The organism is Vibrio sp. Isolate25, from assembly GCF_022398025.1.
In the GTDB taxonomy this organism is placed as follows: Bacteria; Pseudomonadota; Gammaproteobacteria; order Enterobacterales; family Vibrionaceae; genus Vibrio; species Vibrio coralliilyticus_A.
Map to the genome: position 1 here is coordinate 928836 of NZ_JAKEUT010000001.1, position 20874 is coordinate 949709.

General features: G+C 44.1%; 20 protein-coding genes. 6 read left to right on the top strand and 14 right to left on the bottom strand.

Features of this window, described 5'->3' with window-relative positions; translation table 11 throughout:
• Positions 1–164: 164 nt before the first annotated feature.
• A complete protein-coding gene (locus L1D15_RS04050) occupies positions 165–866 on the top strand; it encodes a response regulator (RefSeq protein ID WP_239874750.1) in 702 nt (233 codons plus the stop codon).
• Positions 867–988: 122 nt separating this feature from the next.
• Positions 989–1330 carry a winged helix-turn-helix domain-containing protein gene (locus L1D15_RS04055; protein ID WP_239874751.1) on the top strand — a complete coding sequence of 114 codons (342 nt, stop codon included), beginning with the start codon at positions 989–991 and terminating at the stop codon, positions 1328–1330.
• A gap of 65 nt (positions 1331–1395) precedes the next feature.
• On the opposite strand, the gene L1D15_RS04060 is transcribed toward L1D15_RS04055, so the two are convergent.
• The 5 genes from L1D15_RS04060 to L1D15_RS04080 all read right to left on the bottom strand — a co-directional run bounded on the left by L1D15_RS04060 (position 1396) and on the right by L1D15_RS04080 (position 5821).
• On the bottom strand, positions 1396–1581 hold the full coding sequence (locus tag L1D15_RS04060; protein ID WP_239874752.1) for a DUF1289 domain-containing protein: 186 nt from the start codon (positions 1579–1581) through the stop codon (positions 1396–1398).
• Between the two features lie 79 nt (positions 1582–1660).
• A complete protein-coding gene (locus L1D15_RS04065; protein ID WP_239864273.1) occupies positions 1661–2521 on the bottom strand; it encodes a mechanosensitive ion channel family protein in 861 nt (286 codons plus the stop codon).
• A gap of 141 nt (positions 2522–2662) precedes the next feature.
• Entirely contained in the window at positions 2663–3130 is a 468-nt protein-coding gene (locus tag L1D15_RS04070; RefSeq protein WP_239836190.1) for a DM13 domain-containing protein, read from the bottom strand.
• A 79-nt stretch (positions 3131–3209) separates the two neighbouring features.
• Positions 3210–4439: a peptidase T gene (gene pepT, locus L1D15_RS04075; protein WP_239874753.1), complete on the bottom strand. Its 1230-nt coding sequence runs from the start codon at positions 4437–4439 to the stop codon at positions 3210–3212.
• 173 nt (positions 4440–4612) lie between these two features.
• Positions 4613–5821: a NupC/NupG family nucleoside CNT transporter gene (locus tag L1D15_RS04080; protein WP_239874754.1), complete on the bottom strand. Its 1209-nt coding sequence runs from the start codon at positions 5819–5821 to the stop codon at positions 4613–4615.
• 575 nt (positions 5822–6396) lie between these two features.
• Here L1D15_RS04080 and L1D15_RS04085 point away from each other — a divergent pair.
• Entirely contained in the window at positions 6397–6843 is a 447-nt protein-coding gene (locus L1D15_RS04085; RefSeq protein WP_239874755.1) for an exoribonuclease R, read from the top strand.
• 155 nt (positions 6844–6998) lie between these two features.
• Here the strand turns inward: L1D15_RS04085 and L1D15_RS04090 are convergent, their stop codons facing one another.
• The 5 genes from L1D15_RS04090 to L1D15_RS04110 all read right to left on the bottom strand — a co-directional run bounded on the left by L1D15_RS04090 (position 6999) and on the right by L1D15_RS04110 (position 12563).
• Positions 6999–7721 (bottom strand): carbonic anhydrase family protein, encoded by a 723-nt coding sequence (locus tag L1D15_RS04090; protein ID WP_206375215.1) that lies wholly within the window; start codon positions 7719–7721, stop codon positions 6999–7001.
• Positions 7722–7977: 256 nt separating this feature from the next.
• A complete protein-coding gene (locus L1D15_RS04095; RefSeq protein ID WP_239874756.1) occupies positions 7978–9543 on the bottom strand; it encodes a BspA family leucine-rich repeat surface protein in 1566 nt (521 codons plus the stop codon).
• A gap of 26 nt (positions 9544–9569) precedes the next feature.
• Positions 9570–10001 (bottom strand): DUF285 domain-containing protein, encoded by a 432-nt coding sequence (locus L1D15_RS04100; protein ID WP_239874757.1) that lies wholly within the window; start codon positions 9999–10001, stop codon positions 9570–9572.
• 334 nt (positions 10002–10335) lie between these two features.
• The gene (gene tdh / locus L1D15_RS04105) at positions 10336–11367 is read right to left on the bottom strand and encodes an L-threonine 3-dehydrogenase (RefSeq protein WP_219348971.1); all 1032 of its coding nucleotides are present in this window, start codon (positions 11365–11367) and stop codon (positions 10336–10338) included.
• The gene (locus L1D15_RS04110; RefSeq protein WP_239874758.1) at positions 11367–12563 is read right to left on the bottom strand and encodes a glycine C-acetyltransferase; all 1197 of its coding nucleotides are present in this window, start codon (positions 12561–12563) and stop codon (positions 11367–11369) included. The genes tdh and L1D15_RS04110 overlap by 1 nt, the downstream gene beginning before the upstream one ends.
• A gap of 584 nt (positions 12564–13147) precedes the next feature.
• Between L1D15_RS04110 and L1D15_RS04115 the strand changes: the two genes are divergently transcribed.
• On the top strand, positions 13148–14074 hold the full coding sequence (locus L1D15_RS04115) for a LysR family transcriptional regulator (protein ID WP_239836183.1): 927 nt from the start codon (positions 13148–13150) through the stop codon (positions 14072–14074).
• Positions 14075–14085: 11 nt separating this feature from the next.
• Positions 14086–14472: a VOC family protein gene (locus L1D15_RS04120; RefSeq protein WP_239874759.1), complete on the top strand. Its 387-nt coding sequence runs from the start codon at positions 14086–14088 to the stop codon at positions 14470–14472.
• A 7-nt stretch (positions 14473–14479) separates the two neighbouring features.
• Here L1D15_RS04120 and L1D15_RS22030 read toward each other — a convergent pair whose 3' ends face one another.
• The 4 genes from L1D15_RS22030 to L1D15_RS04135 form a co-directional block, all read right to left on the bottom strand.
• On the bottom strand, positions 14480–14602 hold the full coding sequence (locus L1D15_RS22030) for a hypothetical protein (RefSeq protein WP_275658278.1): 123 nt from the start codon (positions 14600–14602) through the stop codon (positions 14480–14482).
• Positions 14595–15941: a cell envelope integrity protein CreD gene (gene creD / locus L1D15_RS04125; protein WP_239874760.1), complete on the bottom strand. Its 1347-nt coding sequence runs from the start codon at positions 15939–15941 to the stop codon at positions 14595–14597. Before creD ends, L1D15_RS22030 begins: the two co-directional genes overlap by 8 nt.
• Positions 15942–16014: 73 nt before the next feature.
• Positions 16015–17454 (bottom strand): two-component system sensor histidine kinase CreC, encoded by a 1440-nt coding sequence (gene creC / locus L1D15_RS04130; RefSeq protein ID WP_239864286.1) that lies wholly within the window; start codon positions 17452–17454, stop codon positions 16015–16017.
• 2 nt (positions 17455–17456) lie between these two features.
• Complete coding sequence (locus L1D15_RS04135) at positions 17457–18140, bottom strand: response regulator (protein ID WP_239874761.1); 684 nt, start codon at positions 18138–18140, stop codon at positions 17457–17459.
• A 465-nt stretch (positions 18141–18605) separates the two neighbouring features.
• On the opposite strand from L1D15_RS04135, the gene L1D15_RS04140 reads away from it, so the two are divergent.
• Positions 18606–20840: a cytochrome c peroxidase gene (locus L1D15_RS04140; RefSeq protein ID WP_239874762.1), complete on the top strand. Its 2235-nt coding sequence runs from the start codon at positions 18606–18608 to the stop codon at positions 20838–20840.
• Positions 20841–20874: the final 34 nt, after the last annotated feature.

Genomic DNA, 20874 nt, shown 5'->3' on the forward strand with positions numbered 1-20874 from the left:
ATTAGGGTTCAATTCTAGCATCCAACATATTCAATCAGTAAACATATCATTGATTTAAAACAAAAATAATCAGATGAACTGGAATAGCCAGTTATTGGTTCGATATTTGCAGAACTCGTATAATTCGAGCAACGCTACTCTCACATAGTTACAAGGAGAGGTTTATGACAACATTCGAACCTAGAATATTTACCATTCTTGTTGTAGAAGACAATAACTTGTCTCGCAAATCACTCATAGGCATGCTGTTTAAAAGTGGTTACGAAAACATTCTGAGCGCAGCAGACGGCCAAAGTGCAATAGAAAAAATAGCACAAAGCCATATTGATTTGGTCATCACAGATATCAATATGCCTCATATTAACGGATTAGAATTGATTAAAGCTATTCGTATGGGGAATACTAAAGCTCCGCCAGAAACCAGTATTATCGCTGTTACAGCGCTCTCAGACACCAAAACAATCTCAACCTGCATGCGTTTCGAAATCGACGCATTTCTGTCAAAACCGATTAAAGTCAAAGACACCCGAGAGCAAATCGAGCAAGCGATCACCGCACACTCAGAATTGTACCAACAGCATCAATACCATGATGTCGTAACCGACATTAATCGAGAGTCCTCGAATGCGACAACACCTCATGCTACAACGAATTCCAACCAATTTATTACACTCGCGAGCCTGGCTGAGCTACAAGCAGGAATGACGTTAGCAGGCGATATATTTGCAAATAATGGCGGGTGTTTATTGAAAGCGGGAACATTACTCGATAGCCGCCTAGTGAATCGGCTCAAAGAGCTCAGCTTAATCATTGACAAGCACCCAATTCGAGTTCAATTAGAAGATATGCAACCGGAAGGTGTCTGAATCTAGCAGACATCTATCCACTCGCAAAACCCTACTAACAGGACTGCTTTTTTTGTTGCACCAGAAAAAAACCATCAGTATATTCAATCGCGATTTGACGATTATCAATTAGTATCACTCATATGACTAACCAATGTAACTTAGCAAACCAGCGAGCATTCTCAACAACAGATACTGAAATCGCACTAGAAAGTGCATTTGCTCTCCAAGCAAAAGCACTTTCTCACCCTGCCCGCGTTAGAATTCTTAAGATTTTAGTAACATTGGATAACCTTGGAGGCTGCCTAAACTGTGATCTGGTATCGCAGTTAGAACTGGCACAATCAACCGTATCTGAGCATTTACGTATTCTAAAACAAGCTGAGTTTATTATTGCAGAGCCGAATCCCCCTAAAGTGTGTTATAGAATCAATCGCCATGCCATCGCAGATTTTGAGCATGTATTTAATCATCTCTTTAATTGAATGCCTTAGCGATTAAGCGCTCAGCTCATGCAAACTTTTCATACTGATCTCATCAATATCGGGCGCTACCGACTTCTTTTCTTTCTGCGTACTGCACAACGTACTAGCACAGCGCGTTTTTCCTCATCCGTATAAGAGCGCCACTCCAATATCTCATTGAGCGTTCGAAAACACCCTAAGCAAATGTCATCACCATCAAGGCAGCAATTTCTCACACAAGGGATGGGCACCTTTTCAACGACAGTCTTCATCTTCACCCTCTCATGTTAACACTAGCGGTTGAAGATAGAGCTGTCGAATAGAAGCGTTTTAGGCACAAAAAAGAGAGCCTCAGCTCTCTTTCTCCTCGTCTTTCTTTGGCGGGAACCTCTCTTCATAGAGTTCCATAAAGTCTTTTCTGATTTCCTGCTCTAGATGAGTCGCCTTATCAGTCGGGCAAAAAATCATGAAATGAACCACTTGCTCCCCTGTCGCGCCGCTATTGATATGGATATGAGGTTCTGCCCCCGGCAAATCAACACCAGCGTGCTTCTCGATCATGGCGTTATAACGTGTTGCAACATCGCTGAAATAATGGCAATGCTCTTCGATTTTCTCGATCATTATCGGCACTAGTGGATACAAATTGACAAACTCAGCCAAAACAATCGAAAAATTATGATAAACATAGCGCTTCATGAAGTTGAGGTTTTTCACCGGATAAGTAAAAAACATACTATTGGGGAGGGTCGCGGTTTTCCCCGTGTAGTGGTACTGGCCATGGTGAAGATCGATTTCCTGAATGACAGTAGCCATCATGTTGTGCTCAATCACTTCACCACAGAGCTTACCAACTTCAATCCAATCACCAACTCGAAATGAACGAGAACTGGCTCTTTGAATCGATCCGGTAAAACATAAAATAATTTCTTTGGATGCCACAACTATCGCCACGGCAATCGCCGTTACCGAAAGAGCGAATTCATTGATCTCAGACTTCCACAGAATGAAAAGTAGCAGAACGGTCACGGCAAATGCACCATTCTTGGTGCGTGACATCCAGTTACGTTGTTTCTCAGACACAAAGGCAACATCGCCACGTATCTTCGATAAAATGATGCGGCGGATTACGACTACACATACCATAATCAGCGCTGTGAAAATGAATTTATGAGTCAGAAGAAAATCGATGACAACTTGCACTTTCTCCATTCTCGGCTCCTGTTTTTGTTATATAAGAAAGGGGCAAACGCCCCTCATAGAAATCTATACATGCTCAATAATAACTTCCCATACTTGTTGAGAAGGATCCAGTTTACATTGCTATAAATACAGGCTATGTGCTGTGAGACACTATTTAAAACGCGCAGAGGTGATAAATTCACCAAAGGTTTCACACCAAACTATCACCGTATTATATTCTGCTAAACTCACATCACTCGGTAAATCGAGAGTAAAACGGTCAAACGTCTTCACGTCACCGACTTTCACCATGGTCTGTTTTTGTTGATTAAAGTCAGCTTCGGTTTCGACAAACTGTGGCGATAAATAAAGCTTATAATCCGGCCCCGGAGCTAATTCACCAACAAAAGCGATTTTGTCCTGACTGATAGACACTGATCCTTCGCCCCAATGCAAAAAATCACTGTCTTTCCTATCACGCTGGAAGGTCGCCGTATAAACGGCATTGTTAGTGACATTCTCTACTGAGCTCATCGAAGGCGAATCAGGCTGGATGAGTATAGGTAAGGCATAGATGCCAATTGCAAAACCAACACCACCACACATAAGATGTGTAAACAGTAAAAAAATCCTTTTCATCCCTGAAACCTCTGTTTATCGAGCATACTCTAATAAATGTACACGATAATCAATGAGATAACAGGAATATATCAAGATTTTATCTATAGCTCAGTGCGGTTCTTTCTGACAAGGTCATAATGACTTTAACGGCCTGCTCCATAGCCTCAATACTGATAAACTCATGAATTCCATGAAAATTATAGCCACCAGTGAAGAGATTAGGACAAGGTAACCCCATGAATGATAACCTTGCACCGTCGGTACCACCGCGAATTGGCTTAACGTTTGGTTCGATATCACAGGCGATCATCGCTTGTTTTGCTAGCTCTATGATATGAGGGTGCGGCTCAACCATCTCCTTCATATTGAAGTAGCTGTCTGTCAGTTTAAGCTCTACTCGACCTTTGGTTAGCGTTTCATTGAGCTCGTTCACTTTGCTCTGCATAAACGCCTTGCGTTGCTCAAGTCCATCACGTTCAAAATCCCGAATGATATAACCTAACTCGCAACGTGCAACGGTCATTTCCGCAGATTTCAAATGGTAGAAGCCCTGATACCCTTCCGTTGCCTCTGGCGTTTCATCAGTAGGCATCAACAACTGGAACTGAGCTGCAATGTTCATGGCATTCACCATTTTATTTTTTGCCGTTCCTGGGTGTACGTTGACACCATGGCAAATGACATCGGCACTGGCTGCGTTAAAGTTCTCATACTCCAGTTCACCAGCAGGACCACCATCAATCGTATATGCCCATTGCGCGCCGAATTTCTTCACATCAAACAAGTCCGCTCCACGACCAATTTCTTCATCTGGTGTAAACCCAATACAAATATCACCATGTGGAATACTCGGGTTCGCTTGCAATTCAGCGATAGCGGAAATAATTTCAGCGATGCCCGCTTTGTTATCCGCACCGAGAAGCGTTGTACCATCTGTGGTGATAAGGTTATGCCCATGAAGTCGGTGCAGCTCGGGGTACTGAATAGGAGAAAGCACTTCATCCCCCTTACCAAGTGCAATATCCCCCCCCTGATAATCCTCAACAATCTGAGGCTTGACATTTTTTCCTGACGCATCAGGTGCGGTATCCATATGAGCGACAAAACCTATCGCAGGGACATCATAATCGACATTACTTGGCAGTTTCGCCATCAAATACCCATTTTCATCAAGCGAAACATCACTTAACCCCAGTTCTATTAACTCTTGTTGCAAAAACTGGGCGAACGTTCTCTGTCCTTCACTACTTGGACATTTGGAACTTGAAGGATTGGATTGTGTGTTAAAAGTTACGTAGCGCAAAAAACGTTGAATCAGTTCATTCATAGCGGTATCTCTTATTATTGTTGGAAATTTCCCAGACGGGATGCTTCCATCCTACGCCTACAACAAATCGAAACGTTGCTATAAATCAGTTTTGACTCAAATAGATAAGTAAAGCCCAGCTTCATAAACTGGGCTTTGTACTTCTTTTATAGATTTTAGAATCTAGCGATGGGTTAAAGTAGAATGAAAATCCCCGCTAGGCATGCACTCATTAGATTCGCCAGTGTACCAGCAAGTACTGCTTTTATGCCTAAATTAGCCACTTCAGAGCGGCGCTCTGGCGCAATCACACCAATAGAGCCAAGCTGAATAGCAATCGAGCCTATGTTGGCAAAGCCACACAGTGCAAATGTGACGATCACTTGGGTGTGTTCAGAGAGTAGCGCTTTGTACTCGACAAAGTCGATGAAAGCCACAAACTCATTCATGACAATTTTTTGGCCAATGTAAGAGCCCGCCATCAGCATTTCATTTGCCGGCACGCCAATCACCCATGCCAGAGGAGAAAACAGGTAACCAAACAGCGTTTGCAGCGTCAATCCGCTAAAGCCCGCCACGTCACCCAAACTTTCCAGGCCCGTGTTGACCATGGCAATCACGCTCACGAACGCAATCAACATGGTACCGACAGCAACGGCGACCTTCATACCATTCATTGCACCACTTGCTAGGGCATCAATCACATTGCTGTCTTGCGCTTTGTCCATCTCAATATCAGATTGGTCGATTGGTGTTTCACGCTCAGGCACAATGATCTTTGCCATCATCAAACTGCCCGGCGCAGCCATAAAGCTCGCGGCAATTAAGTACTTCAGCTCAACGCCCAACCCAGCATATCCACCCAGCACACTACCGGCTACAGAAGCCATACCACCGGCCATCACAGCGAACAGTTCAGAGCGAGTCATACGCGAAAGGAAAGGTCGAACAAGAAGTGGAGACTCACCTTGAGATAGGAAGATGTTACCGGTAGCAACCAAAGACTCAGCTTTACTCGTCCCTAGGAACTTTTGGATACCACCACCGATAAACTCGATAACCTTTTGCATAATACCAAGGTAATAAAGTGCAGAAATTAGCGCGCTAAAGAAAATAATGATAGGAAGAACACGAACCGCAAAGATAAATCCTGTATTGGCTAAATCACCAAATAAGAACCCAATGCCTTCATCAGCAAAGCCTAATAGGCTAGAAACACCATTACTTAAACTGGTGAGTGCAGTTTGTCCCCAAGGGAAGTACAAGACTAAAGCGGCAAAACCGACCTGAAGTAACAAAGCGCGAAAGACTGTTTTCCAGTTGATTGCTTTGCGACTCTCTGACAACAACACAGCACACAATAATAGTGTCGCAACACCGATTAATCCGAATAGGACATTCATTAAAGATAACCTCTACAAGCATTGAAAAATAGCTGGTCCGGTCCGTGGGGTCATTCACCATTCCATGTGACGGCTTGTATTGGTAGAGCTGTCGCTCTTAACCGGGCGGAAAGTATAGCGAACATAATGAGATATTCATCACATATTTTCACGCAAACGTTCAAGTGCTCAATCTATAAGCAATGCTTTCACCCCTGATAAGATTGACTAGGGAAACTAGCAGAAAGTGTACAAATTGTGCATTTTGTTGCTATGAAATAATGAACAAAGATCACAATAACTAATATGTAACCAAATTCATTTGCGTAAAAAGTTTGGCAATTCACGATTTGCCATCTAGGTTTATAAAAGTATCAACTAACGTACTAGTGGCAAAAGAATTCTCTAACAACGTCAGCAAGCTAATAACGCAAACACAACTGCATATTGCCCCACCGTTTGGTGGGGCTATTTTATTTGGAGCAATTTAGAGCGCTGATTGGGAGCTTCATGTTAAGCAGTAACTCAATTAGAGCTAGATTTATGCCACTAGCGGTATAGAATAATCGCCCCTTTAACAGATGCCAGAGATCACCATGCAACGCGATTACACCCTCTCATCCCTAAAAGCTACCCCAAGAGAAGAGCTGGAAGAACTGAGTCTACGAATGATCCACCGCCTGATCGCAGAAGAATCGATGACGGAGCTGTTTACGTTCGATGCCGATGAGACGGAATCCGAAGACAAACTGCAAGAGGCGCAGTTTGATGCCATGTTGAGGATGAGTGCGATCGCTCTGAGTGAACTGCCAGCCCTTTTCAGCGAATCAGACAATCAACAGCAAAATACGCTACGCATGCAACGCTTACTGCTTTGGCATTTCTATTCGGTTTCTTTTCACCTTGAACAGGCAATACCTCTTGAAATCCATTGTCAGCATGTGGAAGTACTACTTAAACAAGCCCCAACCAACGCATTAGAGTGGGTCACAACGTTAACCGACTTACTGCGCCAATACGCGGCCATTAGCCAAAGTCGCTAGTTCGAACTCGGTATTGCTGCGATCACCCAACCTCATAACATTGCGAGAATCGCCACTAGGATACTGAGTGTGAAAGGGAAGCAAAAGCCAGACTAAGGTATGTCAGTGCTGCTTCACAGCCGCTGAAAAGGCCGGGATGTCCCGGCCTGATTATTTTAATCGTTAGTGAGAACGACACGAGCATTCTGTTTTTGAATTGGGCGGTTGTTGTTACCCATCACCATCTGCATTTGCTTTGCCTGTTCCGTCGTTAAGGTTTGCGCAGATTTAAGCACAAACCAGCGTACGCCTTCAGAACAAGGTGGCGTCGTCAGAGAGCCATTAAAGCGGTAGTACTCTCCCGTTGCAGGCAACATATCTTTTACCGCAAACGGCGTTTGTAGCCTCACGGTTTGACCGGGTTCAGGCATGGTAGCCGTCAACTGTGTGATCTGGTTGTTTTCCCCTGGTGCTGCGTTATACATCACAGCAACAACCGCTAGGTTGCCATCTTTATCCGCATTGACAAAATGCGCTTCCAAGGGAAAGTGTTGACCACGAATATGGTTTTCTGAAGGCGTATGGAAGTGGAACTGCGCCAGATTAAACTCAACTCCATCTACTGTCACGGCGTTATTCCCCTCAACAACCGCTTGAAGTGTATGTCCGTTATTCGTCAGCCCAGTCACCATACCCTGATATTCAATGTTGAGTGGCATCAGCTCCGCGTCAACCACATCCTTGATATCAATCGGGCTTTGGTTTTTGCCAGTGGCACACTCTTTGGCAACGTCTCCCCAATGTTCAGGTCCTTTATCCCCTTTGTAACCCCATTCAGCGGCCTGAACCGTTCCCGCCATCGCAATCATCAAACTTGCGGCAATCAATGTGTTTTTCATGTTATTTCCTTATTATCGTCACCAACGGAAGATCGGCCACCATCATAAGTCGATGACCAAATCCATGAGTAGTAGGAAAACTTTGATTACCTGCGAATTTTGGAACCGGATACAAAAAAGTGAAAGTTACTTTTTTGTCAATTTCACTGGAAGATGCCTTTGTCTTTCTAACATTGCCAGTTTGATCTTGCCCTAAAACAAAAAGCCAGTGTTGTATCACCAACACTGGTTTTCGGACAATACTAGGTATCAGAGATCAATCAACGAAGTAAGGCAGTTGCTCTTGAGTTAAGGCACTGTCAACAGCAAACTCAGCGTGCTCTGTCACATTGCTCACATTCCAATTAGTCAGGTCTTGGGAAAATGCCTTAGATGACATAAACATACGGCTCATATTTGTCACGCTTGATGTATCCCAATGACCAATGTCTTGATTAAATGCGTTCGCCTCTTTAAACATATACGACATATCAGTAACGCTTGTGGTATCCCAACCACTAATATTCTGGTTGAAACTTTCTGCACCAGTAAACATGATACTCATATTAGTCACTTTAGATGTGTTCCAGAGGCTGATATTCTGGTCAAAGACTTTTGCAAATCCGAACATATGCGCCATATTAGTTACATTTGATGTATCCCACCGACCAATATCCTGATTGAAGCTTTCTGCTTCGCGAAACATCAATTCCATATTGGTCACTTTGGACGTATCCCAATTACCGATATCCTGATTGAAACTTTCTGCACTATAAAACATATGGGACATATCTATTACATTTGATGTATCCCAGCCAGCAAGGTTCTGGTTAAACATGATTGCATTTGCGAACATCCAAGACATATCTGTTACTTGGGAAGTATCCCACCGACCAATATCCTGATTGAAGCTTTCTGCTTCGCGAAACATCAATTCCATATTGGTCACTTTGGACGTATCCCAATTACCGATATCCTGATTGAAACTTTCTGCACTATAAAACATATAGGACATATCGATTACATTTGACGTATCCCAATCGGCTATACTTTGATTAAACAGGAGTGCCCTTGAAAACATCCAAGACATATCTGTTACTTGGGAGGTATCCCACCGAGAAATATCATGATTAAAAGCTTTTGCCGTATCAAACATACCGCGCATATCACGTACCTTCGACGTGTCCCACCGACCAATATCTTGGTTAAACATATAGGCCTCTTTAAACATCCCACGCATACTGCGCACATTAGATGTATTCCAGTGGCCAATATATTGATCAAAAGCATAGGCGCGATGGAACACCAGCGACATATTCGTGACATTTGAGACATCCCAATAACCAATATTTTGGTTAAATTTACTTGCTCCCCAAAACATGCCTGACATATCCGTTACATTGGACACATCCCAATAGCCAACATCTTGATTGAACTCTTCCGCTAAGTTAAACATGTGGTGTATATTTGTTAAATTAGAAGTATTCCAATAGCCAATATCTTGGTTAAATTTTTTTGCGCGGAAAAACATTAAGTTCATATCCGTTACATTCGATACATCCCAATCACTGATATCGGCATTAAAGGATTCTCGATCATAAAAAACCCTACTCATGTCCGTGACTTGCGTGGTACAAAAGCGGATCTGGCCACGCTCAAGATAATCCAACATGGTCTTGTCTCTGATAAGTGTGTTGTCGACCACAACATAAACCTGCCCGTTCTCAAGTATCACAGAGTTGACAGCTTGGTCTGGGCATTTTACTGAGATATCAGCGGCAAAAGCGGAATTACCAGCGAGCGCTAACGCGCCGACGAAAAGTGACGTAAGTGTACGTTTCATTGTATTTTCCTAGAATTGAATAGACGTTATTGAGGAAACTGTGGAAGGTCGTCTTGAGACAGACCGCTGTTTTTAGAAAAGTCCGTATGTCGTTTGACTTTACTAACATCCCAAACGGTTAAATCTTGGTCAAAGCGCTTAGCACCTAAAAACATGCCGTCCATATTGATGACGCGGCGAGTATCCCATCGGCTGATGTCTTGGTTAAAGAACTCGTCTTTAGCAAATAAATGGCTCATATCCGTGACATGGCTAGTGCAGAGTTGGATATTGCCAGCAAGGAAGTTTTGCCAGTAATCAGAGTTGCGGATAAGTTGGTCATTCACAACCACAAACAACTCTTCTTCTTCAATCAGCACAGTTCCCGGGGTGTTCGATTCACAGGTGATACTTTGTGTAGCAAAGGAAGAGGCGCAGCTAAGTAACGCACACGCAAGCACGATAAGTTTTAATTGCATTTGAGATATTTTTCTTACCAATGAATAGTGCGTGCGATTATATTTATAAATTAATTATTATATAAGTCAGGATTGTTTTATTACTTAAACCAATGATTTTAATTGAGACATTCAATATAATATTCTTCAATATTATTGATTTAAATAATTATTAGTGACAACTATTGTTTTTATTATCATTTATTTAATTTAAAACCTTCCCGCTATATGTTCATTACCTAACCAGACAGTTCACTGATATAGCTTGAACATTGACTAAGAAGTAGTAGGCGGCCCAAAACAAAAAAGGCGACAGTTTCCCTGTCGCCTTTGATTATTCAGCATCTCGCTTCGATTATTCCCAGTCGAGAATCACTTTACCTGATTGGCCGCTACGCATCGCATCAAAGCCTTTCTGGAAGTCATCAACCTTAAAGTGGTGAGTGATGATTGGCGTCAAGTCTAAGCCCGACTGAATCAGCGATGCCATCTTGTACCAAGTTTCGAACATCTCACGGCCGTAGATACCTTTAATCACCAGACCTTTGAAGATCACTTGGTTCCAGTCGATGCCCATGTCTGATGGCGGAATACCTAGCAATGCAATTCGGCCGCCGTGGTTCATTGTCTTCAGCATGGTGCTGAATGCCGCCTGAACACCCGACATTTCAAGGCCCACATCAAAGCCTTCCGTCATGCCCAGCTCTTCCATTACGTCTTCAAGCTTCTGTTCCGCAACGTTAACTGCACGGGTCACACCCATTTTACGTGCAAGCTCAAGACGGTATTCGTTCACATCTGTAATCACCACGTGACGAGCACCGACGTGCTTAGCCACTGCTGCAGCCATGATACCGATTGGGCCAGCACCTGTGATCAGTACGTCTTCACCCACAAGGTCGAAAGATAGTGCCGTGTGTACAGCATTGCCGAACGGGTCAAAGATTGATGCTAGATCGTCTGAGATGCCTTCAGGGATTTTAAATGCATTAAATGCTGGAATCACTAGGTATTCAGCGAATGCCCCTTCACGATTTACACCCACACCAATAGTATTGCGACATAGGTGAGTGCGGCCGCCACGACAGTTACGACAATGACCACAAGTGATGTGGCCTTCACCAGAGACACGGTCACCGATTTCGAATCCACGAACTTCCTGGCCAATAGCCACCACTTCACCCACGTATTCATGACCAACGACCATAGGAACAGGAATCGTGTTCTGAGACCACTCGTCCCAGTTGTAGATATGAACATCTGTACCACAAATCGCGGTTTTCTTAATTTTGATCAGAATGTCATTATGACCAACTTTCGGTTTTTCAACCTCAGTCATCCAGATGCCTTCTTCAGGCTTTAGCTTAGATAGCGCTTTAATTTTCATTACTTAATGATCTCCATGTCACGACCCACTTCGATGAAGGCATCGATGGCGCGATCAAGTTGCTCGCGCGAGTGTGCCGCAGACATTTGTGTACGAATACGTGCTTGACCTTTCGGTACGACTGGGAAAGAGAAGCCAATCACGTAAATACCTTTTTCTAGTGCGCGTTCTGCAAACTCAGCCGCCACTTTCGCATCGCCAAGCATGATTGGAATGATCGCGTGGTCAGCGCCACCCATAGTGAAACCCGCGGCTTCCATACGAGTGCGGAAATGTGCTGCGTTTTCCCATAGACGGTCACGTAGGTCACCACTTTGCTCTAGAAGATCAAGAACTCGGATAGAAGCATTAACGATGGCTGGTGCTACCGAGTTTGAGAACAGATATGGACGAGAACGCTGACGTAGCCAGTCAATCACTTCTGCTTTACCCGAAGTATAGCCGCCTGATGCGCCGCCCATGGCTTTACCTAGCGTGCCTGTGATGATGTCGATACGCTCAACCACATCGTGGTATTCGTGGGTACCTGCGCCTGTTTTGCCCATGAAACCCACCGCGTGAGAGTCATCGACCATTGTCAGTGCGCCGTACTTATCAGCAAGGTCACAAATTGCTGGCAGGTTAGCGACTACACCATCCATTGAGAATACGCCGTCTGTGACGATAAGGATGTTACGAGCGCCCGCTTCTTTAGCCGCGATTAGCTGCTGCTCAAGCTCTTCCATGTTGTTATTTGCGTAACGGAAGCGCATTGCTTTACACAGACGGACACCATCGATGATTGAAGCGTGGTTAAGCGCATCAGAGATGATCGCGTCTTCTTTGCCCAGAATCGTTTCGAACAAACCAGCGTTAGCATCAAAACAAGAGGTGTATAGGATTGTGTCTTCTTTACCAAGGAACGTAGAAAGCTTTTGCTCCAGTTCTTTGTGAATATCTTGAGTACCACAAATGAAACGAACAGACGCCATACCAAAGCCGTGCTTATCCATGCCTGCTTTACCCGCTTCAATTAGCTCAGGGTGGTTAGCAAGACCAAGGTAGTTGTTAGCACAGAAGTTAAGCACTTCTTCGCCTGTAGAAATTTTTACAGCCGCTTGCTGTTGAGAAGTGATAACGCGCTCTGACTTGTAAAGACCTTCAGCCTTTACTTCTTCAATCTGTTGTTTGATCTGTTCGTAGAATGCAGAAGACATTTCAAATTCCTTCCTAGTTATTATGTTAAGCACATTGCTTATTCATCACCTTCGTTTTTTCGAAGGCGTAAAAAGTTGCCTTAAGTGTAATTCAAGCACGTCACTTTCATTATCCCATCAGGTGGAAAAACATTCGTGAATCATAGGCACAAATAAGGATTTTTTATGATAAAAGTCACAGTCCATCTTTCCGATTAGATATAAAATTGCTGTCTAACAGTAATCAAGATTAGACACTTATGGATGTATAGGTGGATAAATATAGTGTGCTGTGTAGCTATGGGAATGCATTAAAGACTGTAAGAAACAAAAACAGGCGTTGGTTACTTTGACCTACCCGCCTGTTTTGGTGACATAAATGAACACGCGTGTTACTTTTCTAACACTAAGGTGACTATGGTGAGCAATACGACTGCGAATGCGGCCAGCAAGATATCTTGCATCATTGATCCCAAGTCAAGAAGAAAACCTGGTTCTTGCACTTTGAGTACCTCTTGCTGTTTAACATTTGACCACCTTATCGATACAACAAATTATTAACAACCGATTTAATTCTCAATTTAAAGACATATCACGGTTTCAACTTGGTTAATTCAAAACTTATCGCTTTGCTCCCAGATCTTGCATCCTTCATTTTGATCGTTGATGAAGGTAGCTTTACAGCCGCTGCTAAAAAGCTCGAAGTGACCCCTTCAGCACTGAGTAAATTGATCACTCGGCTTGAGTTTGCACTATCTGCAAAGTTGTTCGAGCGTACCACCCGAAAACTGGTGATCACGCCGACAGGACAGCAGGTATACGATCAAGCGATCGTGATGGTAAACGCCGCCCAGCAAGCTTGGGAGCTCTCAACCACTGATCACAAACAAGCAACAGGCTCTCTTACCATTGCAGCGCCAGAGGCCTTTCTCAACTCTGTTTTGCAGCCTTTTGTCGTGCCTTTCTTAAAACAGTACCCAGACATTCAGCTCAAATTGCGTGTGGCTGATGGTGAGATCGATCTACTCAGGGACGGGATCGATGTCGCCTTCAAACTCACCGATAGACCCGATGAAAACTTGGTGCTTAAAGAAATTGGTAAAACGAATCTGGTGCTTTGTGCAAGTCCCGCATACATCGAACGGCGCGGGATGCCCTTACACCCTACCGACCTACAACAGCATGATTGCCTATATCTAGCTGAAACAGAACGAGATAACATCTGGGACTTCTTCAAAGACGACGAATTCCATTCAATGACGGTGTCAGGTCGCTATGCAGTAAACCACTCTCAAATGAGACTCACTGGAGTAAAAAACGCACTAGGGATCGGCATATTTCACGACTTTGTTATTGCAGAAGCCATTGAAAAACAACAGGTTGTGCCTGTACTCCCTGATTGGACCATCAAAAGTAATTACCATGGTGCCATCGCCATGCAGTACCCGCAAACCAAATACATGCCCGCTCGTCTGCGTGTTTTTATCGACTACATTAGCCAAGCGTTAGGCGATAAACTCGCCAGCCATTAACGAGAACTCCTATGTTTAATACAATTCATCACGTAGCGATTATTTGCTCTGATTACTCAGTGTCTAAGCGGTTTTATACTGAGGTATTGGGGCTGAGGGTCTTGGCAGAAAACTATCGAAAGGAGAGAGCTTCTTACAAGCTCGATTTAGAGCTCCCAGACGGTTCGCAAATTGAGTTGTTCAGCTTTCCCAGTGCACCGAAAAGGCCGAGTTTCCCAGAAGCACAAGGCCTACGTCATTTAGCTTTTGCGGTAGATAGCGTTGAAGAAGTCAAAACATACCTAGAAGGTAGAGGGGTCGCCGTCGAAGCCGTACGTATTGATGAGTTCACCGGCAAGGCCTTTACCTTCTTTCAGGATCCAGATGGTTTACCACTGGAAATTTATCAGACTGAGTAAATCCTTGTTATCGCCGAGTGGTCATGATGAATCCACGGAACCTTTGCTCAAGAGACCAGATAAACACTTTCTCAAGCAAACTGCGTCGTACTCGTTTTTTAATCATGCGATGCGGGTTAGTATCACTCATTCTGCGCTTCTCCTCTAGCTTGTGGTGGCTGTACAACTTTTTTACTGCGTTGATACCAATCGACTTTTCTGGTCATAACCATAACGAAAGCTAGGATCACAAAGCACAATGCTGTCCCCATCAGGAGTGCGTAACTTTCTGCCTCAAGTAACCCGAAGAGTAATCCGTATAGACACAATAAACTCGCTCCAAATACTGCCCCCTGCCTGGTGTTGTCTAGCATACCGCTGACGTAGACACTCAAGAGGCTGGTCGAAGCCAAAACAGAAATGACGTAAGCCCAGTTAAAACCAGTATGTTCACTGAGTGAGATCAGTAATAGATAGAACAACGCCAAAGCAAGGCCAACAAAACCATATTGAACAGGGTGAACAGGGCGAGCCTGAAACAATTCAAGCAAGAAGAAGCTGGCAAATACTAAGGTGATGACAAGAAGAGAGTAATTAATAGCACGGTGTGATTTAAGGTAATGATCAACCGGGTCAATGAGGTCAACCCCCATTTGACGTTGCTCTAACTCATCACAAGACGAGGCTTCTTCCATGCAGTTCTTAAACAGTTGCGTAATATTGGATGAAAAGTTGCTGCTAGCCCATTTTGCACTAAAGCCTGATTCAGACACATCCGACGCTACTGGCAGATAATCACCGATAAAACTCGGGTGTGGCCATTTTGATGACAGCGTTACTGAGGTGGTATTCCCAATTGGTGTGACTTGAAGTTTCCCCATCCCCTGTAATAAAAAACTCAGATTAAAATCAAGAGATTGGTTAGGATCTAAATGAACCAAATCAAGTGAAATATGAAAACCTTGAGCCAGTTGTTTAATACCTGTACCCGGCACTACATTAAGTGTCTTACTGCCCAGCTTCATTGCATCTAACTTAACTAAGCCGCGGCTATCTTTAATACCAACCACCATAGTTACTTTTTTGATCTGATATTGCTTAAGCTTATTTAGCAACGAAAGATCGAACGATCCTTTGAGCGCACTTTGCGCTTTGTATAAGCGAGCTTTGTAGATGCCTCTATATTTCTCGAAGCTGTCTAAATGAGCTGTCATATCAAAAGTATCTGGCAAAATGTAAGCCTGACGCTCAACCGTATAAGTCCGTTCTTCACTGCTAACCGTTTCGGTGAAGTCTACCGCGATGAATGGACCGATAATACGTTGCTCACCACTGCTACTGCGTGCGATTTCCTCTCTCACTTCTTGCTGACGGTAAGCGCGCTCGGAAACAAGGCCACTCACCATAGAAACCGGGATTTGTAATAAGACAAACAAAAGCAGCACAAAGCCAAACTTCATGCCAAGCTGATTATTAAAGATTTTTTTCATCTGTTTTCTCCTTAACTGATGTGGCTAATGTAAAACAGCCACTTGGAGAAGAGATGGAGCGTTTATGGAGTTTTTATGGAGAAGGAAAGCTCAAAGTGGCTTTAACACCTTGGTCGACATTCTCAATCAGCAATGAACCCTTATGCAGTTTGGCAACTTGCTCAACAAAATTCAGCCCAAGCCCAGTACTTTTCACGCCATTTTGGCGAGCAAGAGAATAAAATCGCTCTGTAAGCCTTGGCATCGCGTAATCTGGAATACGTGGCCCGTCATTAGATATCGACAAAGCAACTCGATCACCTGATTGTGAGTAACACCAACGAATCGCGCCATTACAATCCACAAAATCCAGTGCATTATCCATAAGGTTGAACAGGGCCTGCTGGAACATAAAGCGATCACCAACGATCTCAAAATCAGACTTTATAACGACTTCGCATGTAACTCCTTTAGCATTGAGTCGAGCATCGGAGGCCGCTAAAATATCATTAAGCATAGTGTTGATGTTGATCGGTTCCTGCTTATCCAAATGTGGTTGCTTCTCTAGTCGAGCCAACTCCAATAGTTTGTCTACCAAAGACTGCATCCTATCGCTCTCGCGCTCGATGTTTGTCGCAAAACGCGCTACTTTTTCATCGGATAACGGCATCTGTAATATTTCGCTTGCTCCCTTAATCGCTGAAAGCGGACTTTTGAGTTCATGCGTCAATGTTTGCACATACTCTTCGACATACTGCTTACCATCGAGTTGATTACGCATGTTTTCTAATGCGTTACTCAAAGTCCCATATTCATAAAACACGCGAAAGCTTGGTTTAGTGACCTTCTCTCCTTGGCCCATTTTTACCGCATAATTTTCCAACTTATTCAGCGCCGAGTGAATACGCCATGCGAACAAAGCCCCAGCCAGCAATACTAACCCGCTCATCCACACCATCCAAAACAAGACATTTCGCTTCGACAGGTCAATAAATGGCTGAACCGAACGGTTGGATTTAGCCACCGTCACGCTGCCAATGATTTCACCCTTATGATAAATAGGGGCTGCGACATGCATCACTGTTGACAGAGGATCATCTGGATCTTCAGCAGTACTTCTCGCTCCGTATTGACCACGTAACGTGAGATAGACATCGTTCCATCTCGAATAATCTTCTCCGACATCCTGTTGCCACGAGTCCGCAATCACAACCCCATTTTTGTCTGTAATGTAAATGCGATGATTGATCGCTTTCTTACCGATTTCCCAGATACGAGCTTTGGGCTCTCTTAAGCCATATGCAGTAAGAAGTGTTGAGAATCGACTCTCTGAAATTTGGCCATTCGCCACGTCTTCTTCCGCAAGCACAGCCAAGAGGTTGGCCATATCCACCAGCGTTTCTTCGGTCGTTTGTCGAACCGTCGGTTTAAGCTCCTGAATCACCGTAGTGCTCACGGTATAGGCCGTCAGACCGACAAGAACAAAATACAAAAAGAACAGTCTTAATCCGAGTGGGATCTTAGGCCATTGCATCGTTACTCATCCGTTTGTTCGTAGTAGTAACCGAAACCACGCTTAGTGCAAATACGATCATTCATGGCAAAGGGCTTGAGCTTGTTGCGTATCGCTTTAATGTGGGAATCGATATTACGCTCATAAGACGTATACGGTGTCATATCAGCCGCTTGCATCAATTGCTCACGGCTTAAAACACGACTGGATACAGCGATAAGTTTGCTTAAGATCTTAAACTCAACGGCAGTCAAACCTAATGATTGGTCACCAACGCTGTAATCAAAGTTGTCCGCTTTTAACTCATTCTCATGTTCTTTCGGCGGTTGGTCTAAAGTGAGGCGTGATTTGATACGCAGCTTGATTCGTGCCAGCATTTCTCTTGGGCTAAAAGGTTTAGTGACGTAGTCATCGGCACCAATCTCCAACCCCACCACACGATCGATTTCCTCATGTCTCGCAGTCAGAAAAATAATCGGCACATCAGAAAACTCTCGAATGGATTTACAAAGTTCGAACCCATTCCCATCCGGTAAGCCAACATCAAGCACCACTAACGCTGGTTCGCTCTGCTTGATGAAGGCCAACCCTTCTCTCGCGGTTGAAAACCATGCAGTCTGATAGCCATCCATTTCGATAACATGAATTAAGTTTTCGGCAATGGCTGGTTCATCCTCAATAATGACGATCGTTGTTTTATCGCTCAATGTGCTAACTCCGTACAACCGTATTTCTGTTATATGACGAATATATAATTACAGACAATCATTGATGTGAATAGCTTAAAGGCCAAAGAAGCGCATAGGCCAAGTCACTTGGCCCATTTCAATCAAGTCATAAATGGTGAAAAACACAGCACAGATAACCGCCAACTTCAAAAGACGATAAACGATGAACATAAACACTTCCTCAAGCGTGAAAAAAGCCGCCAATGCGGCTTACAAAGCAACTAGAAACAAGGCTACGTTATACCTTTTACTTATTGAGATTTCGAGCATTAAGCTCAAAACCTTTTCTACTCGAGTTAGATTACATTTCACCACTAACCTTGATATGCATCAAGATTAGTAAACTTACTCCATCCAAGACAATTTGATTTCGTCCGCTTTAACCGTTTTTTAACCCTCGCCTTCCTAGTATCCCATCTATTACTGCACACAAGGAAGAAAGCGATGAAAAAGCAAGCGTGTTTATTCGCCCTGACGTTGGGGCTAGCATCCCAAACAATGGCGATCCCTATCCCCGATGATCTGGATACAGAACTACGTAAACTGATTGAGCAACACAGCCTGACTGGGGAGCCCAACAAAGGTTTTGAGATACCCAGTGTGGATTCAGAAGAAGTAAAACTAGGCAAACTGTTATTTTTCTCCAAAGCACTGAGTGGCAATAAAGACGTCGCTTGTGCCAGCTGTCATCACCCCTACCTTGGTGGTGGAGACGGGTTATCACTTCCAGTCGGTACACTGGCTGAGAATGAAGATGTACTGGGTCCAGGCCGAAAAACGACGACTGGCCAATTCTACGTAGCACGCAACACTCCAACGATCTTCAATGCAGGTTTATACAAACGCAGTCTGTTTCGCGATGCACGCGTAGAGTTTGTTGATTGGCTTGATCCCTCAAAAGGGATCAGCACCCCCGATGTGGCGTTTGGTGAAGCTGACCCAAACGCAGGTGATACCTTGTTAGCAGCTCAAGCTCGCTTTCCACCGGTCACAGCCTCAGAAATGCGCGGTTTTGATTTCATGCAGGATGCCTCTAATCAAGCTGTAAGAGCACATCTCGCGGCAAGAATTGGCGACTATGGTGACGCGAAAGGCGAATTGTTTCGCAATCACTGGGTAGAAAAATTTTCATCCGTTTACGGGGAAGACAAATCACCTCAAGAGCTTGTGACGTTTGCCAACATTACCCGAGCACTCTCTGCGTACCAACAATCAATGAATTTTACCGACAATGCTTGGAACCGATACGTAAAAGGGGATTTGTCTGCGCTCACCCTTTCACAAAAGCGCGGTGCTTACCTATACCTCTACATGCCGCCCCCTCCGTCTGATGGTGGTAATGAGCCAGACTTCTTACCCACCCAATGTATTGGTTGCCATAACACGGACTCCTTTAGCCAAACAAAAGATTCAAACTATCATCGCCTTGCCTTCCCACAAATTGGCCCCGGAACTGGAGAACCAGGAATGGAAACCAATGACTTAGGCCGTGCCCATCGCAATGAAAGTGAAGACGACATTTATAGTTTTCGCTCTGGTACGCTATTAAACATCGAAGTCACCGGACCATTCGGCCATGCTGGAAGTTACGATACACTCGAACAAGTAATTGATCATTATGATGATTATCATCAGATACTCGATCAGTACATCGATGAGCTAGGCTGGTGTGAACAACCGCAGTTTAAAGACATTGAACATTGCAATAGTCTGTTCCCAGAGACAAGAGAGAATACAGATAAAGCCGCCAAGATCATTGATGATGAAATTGCCGATGGTGCCCCTGTGCTACAAAAACTCAACTTGTCAGATCAATCGAAAACCGATTTGGTTAACTTTATGAAAGCACTCACCGACCCTTGTGTGAAAAGCGCAGAGTGCCTGCAAGCTTGGCTTCCTCAGTCGGAGGAGTCAGATCCTGATGGGCTTCAACTGCAAGCAATCAACTATCAGGGGGTACCTCTTTACCTGCCTTCCAAGTGTTCGGAGGGTGAAACCCTACAATCCGGTGAAAAGCTAACAAGAGATCAAGGCGAGTGTATCACTGGTTTAACTGAGCACTTTTATTTTGATGTTCAGAGAAATAACACCACTGTCTACCTGAGCAGTCGCGATGGTCAGGGTGATCTTAAACTCTACTATCACCCAACAACTTGGGCATCTGAGGAAAATGCGTTAGCTGAATCAGTGGGAGAAGGCACAGAACAAGTCCTGATCATCACCCTAAATCGGGGACGCCACTACCTAAGTGCCATCTCACAACAGGGGTACCAAGGGGTATCTATCGCATTGGGTGAACACCAAGCAAATAAAGAACCTGGAGAGCAGCCTAAAGTCATCTCAGACCAGTGTGCTGTTTCTGCTCCTATCTCCTTTAGCGAATTGCAGAGTGGTTCTCCCGTCTGTACTGCACAAGGTGACAACTATTATTTCATCAAGGTCACCCAACACAACAGTACTCTGGAAGTTAGAACACAACACGGTAGCGGTAATACGGATTTGTATGTCAGTCCTTATTGGCCAAGTATCAACCAATTTGAGTTTTCCTCTCAAAACCTTGGTAGTAGTGAGTACATCAGAATTGACTCTCCACCTCCCGGTTGGTACTTCATCCTAGCGGCTGGCGATGGAATCAATCATGGTACATCGATACAACTTGATGTCTCCAAACAAAGATAACTCGCTTTCTCAAGAAAAGGGAACATTGTTGCCA

Bases quoted from the DNA above. Each gene is read 5' to 3' on its own strand.
- L1D15_RS04050 (WP_239874750.1), top strand. From the start codon at position 165: ATGACAACATTCGAACCTAGAATATTTACCATTCTTGTTGTAGAAGAC.
- tdh (WP_219348971.1), bottom strand. From the start codon at position 11,367: ATGAAAATTAAAGCGCTATCTAAGCTAAAGCCTGAAGAAGGCATCTGG.
- L1D15_RS04085 (WP_239874755.1), top strand. From the start codon at position 6,397: ATGCAACGCGATTACACCCTCTCATCCCTAAAAGCTACCCCAAGAGAA.
- L1D15_RS04140 (WP_239874762.1), top strand. From the start codon at position 18,606: ATGAAAAAGCAAGCGTGTTTATTCGCCCTGACGTTGGGGCTAGCATCC.
- pepT (WP_239874753.1), bottom strand. From the start codon at position 4,439: ATGAATGAACTGATTCAACGTTTTTTGCGCTACGTAACTTTTAACACA.
- L1D15_RS04100 (WP_239874757.1), bottom strand. From the start codon at position 10,001: ATGCAATTAAAACTTATCGTGCTTGCGTGTGCGTTACTTAGCTGCGCC.
- L1D15_RS04090 (WP_206375215.1), bottom strand. From the start codon at position 7,721: ATGAAAAACACATTGATTGCCGCAAGTTTGATGATTGCGATGGCGGGA.
- L1D15_RS04080 (WP_239874754.1), bottom strand. From the start codon at position 5,821: ATGAATGTCCTATTCGGATTAATCGGTGTTGCGACACTATTATTGTGT.
- L1D15_RS04120 (WP_239874759.1), top strand. From the start codon at position 14,086: ATGTTTAATACAATTCATCACGTAGCGATTATTTGCTCTGATTACTCA.
- L1D15_RS04065 (WP_239864273.1), bottom strand. From the start codon at position 2,521: ATGGAGAAAGTGCAAGTTGTCATCGATTTTCTTCTGACTCATAAATTC.
- creC (WP_239864286.1), bottom strand. From the start codon at position 17,454: ATGCAATGGCCTAAGATCCCACTCGGATTAAGACTGTTCTTTTTGTAT.
- L1D15_RS22030 (WP_275658278.1), bottom strand. From the start codon at position 14,602: ATGAGTGATACTAACCCGCATCGCATGATTAAAAAACGAGTACGACGC.
- L1D15_RS04110 (WP_239874758.1), bottom strand. From the start codon at position 12,563: ATGTCTTCTGCATTCTACGAACAGATCAAACAACAGATTGAAGAAGTA.
- L1D15_RS04055 (WP_239874751.1), top strand. From the start codon at position 989: ATGACTAACCAATGTAACTTAGCAAACCAGCGAGCATTCTCAACAACA.
- L1D15_RS04060 (WP_239874752.1), bottom strand. From the start codon at position 1,581: ATGAAGACTGTCGTTGAAAAGGTGCCCATCCCTTGTGTGAGAAATTGC.
- creD (WP_239874760.1), bottom strand. From the start codon at position 15,941: ATGAAAAAAATCTTTAATAATCAGCTTGGCATGAAGTTTGGCTTTGTG.
- L1D15_RS04070 (WP_239836190.1), bottom strand. From the start codon at position 3,130: ATGAAAAGGATTTTTTTACTGTTTACACATCTTATGTGTGGTGGTGTT.
- L1D15_RS04095 (WP_239874756.1), bottom strand. From the start codon at position 9,543: ATGAAACGTACACTTACGTCACTTTTCGTCGGCGCGTTAGCGCTCGCT.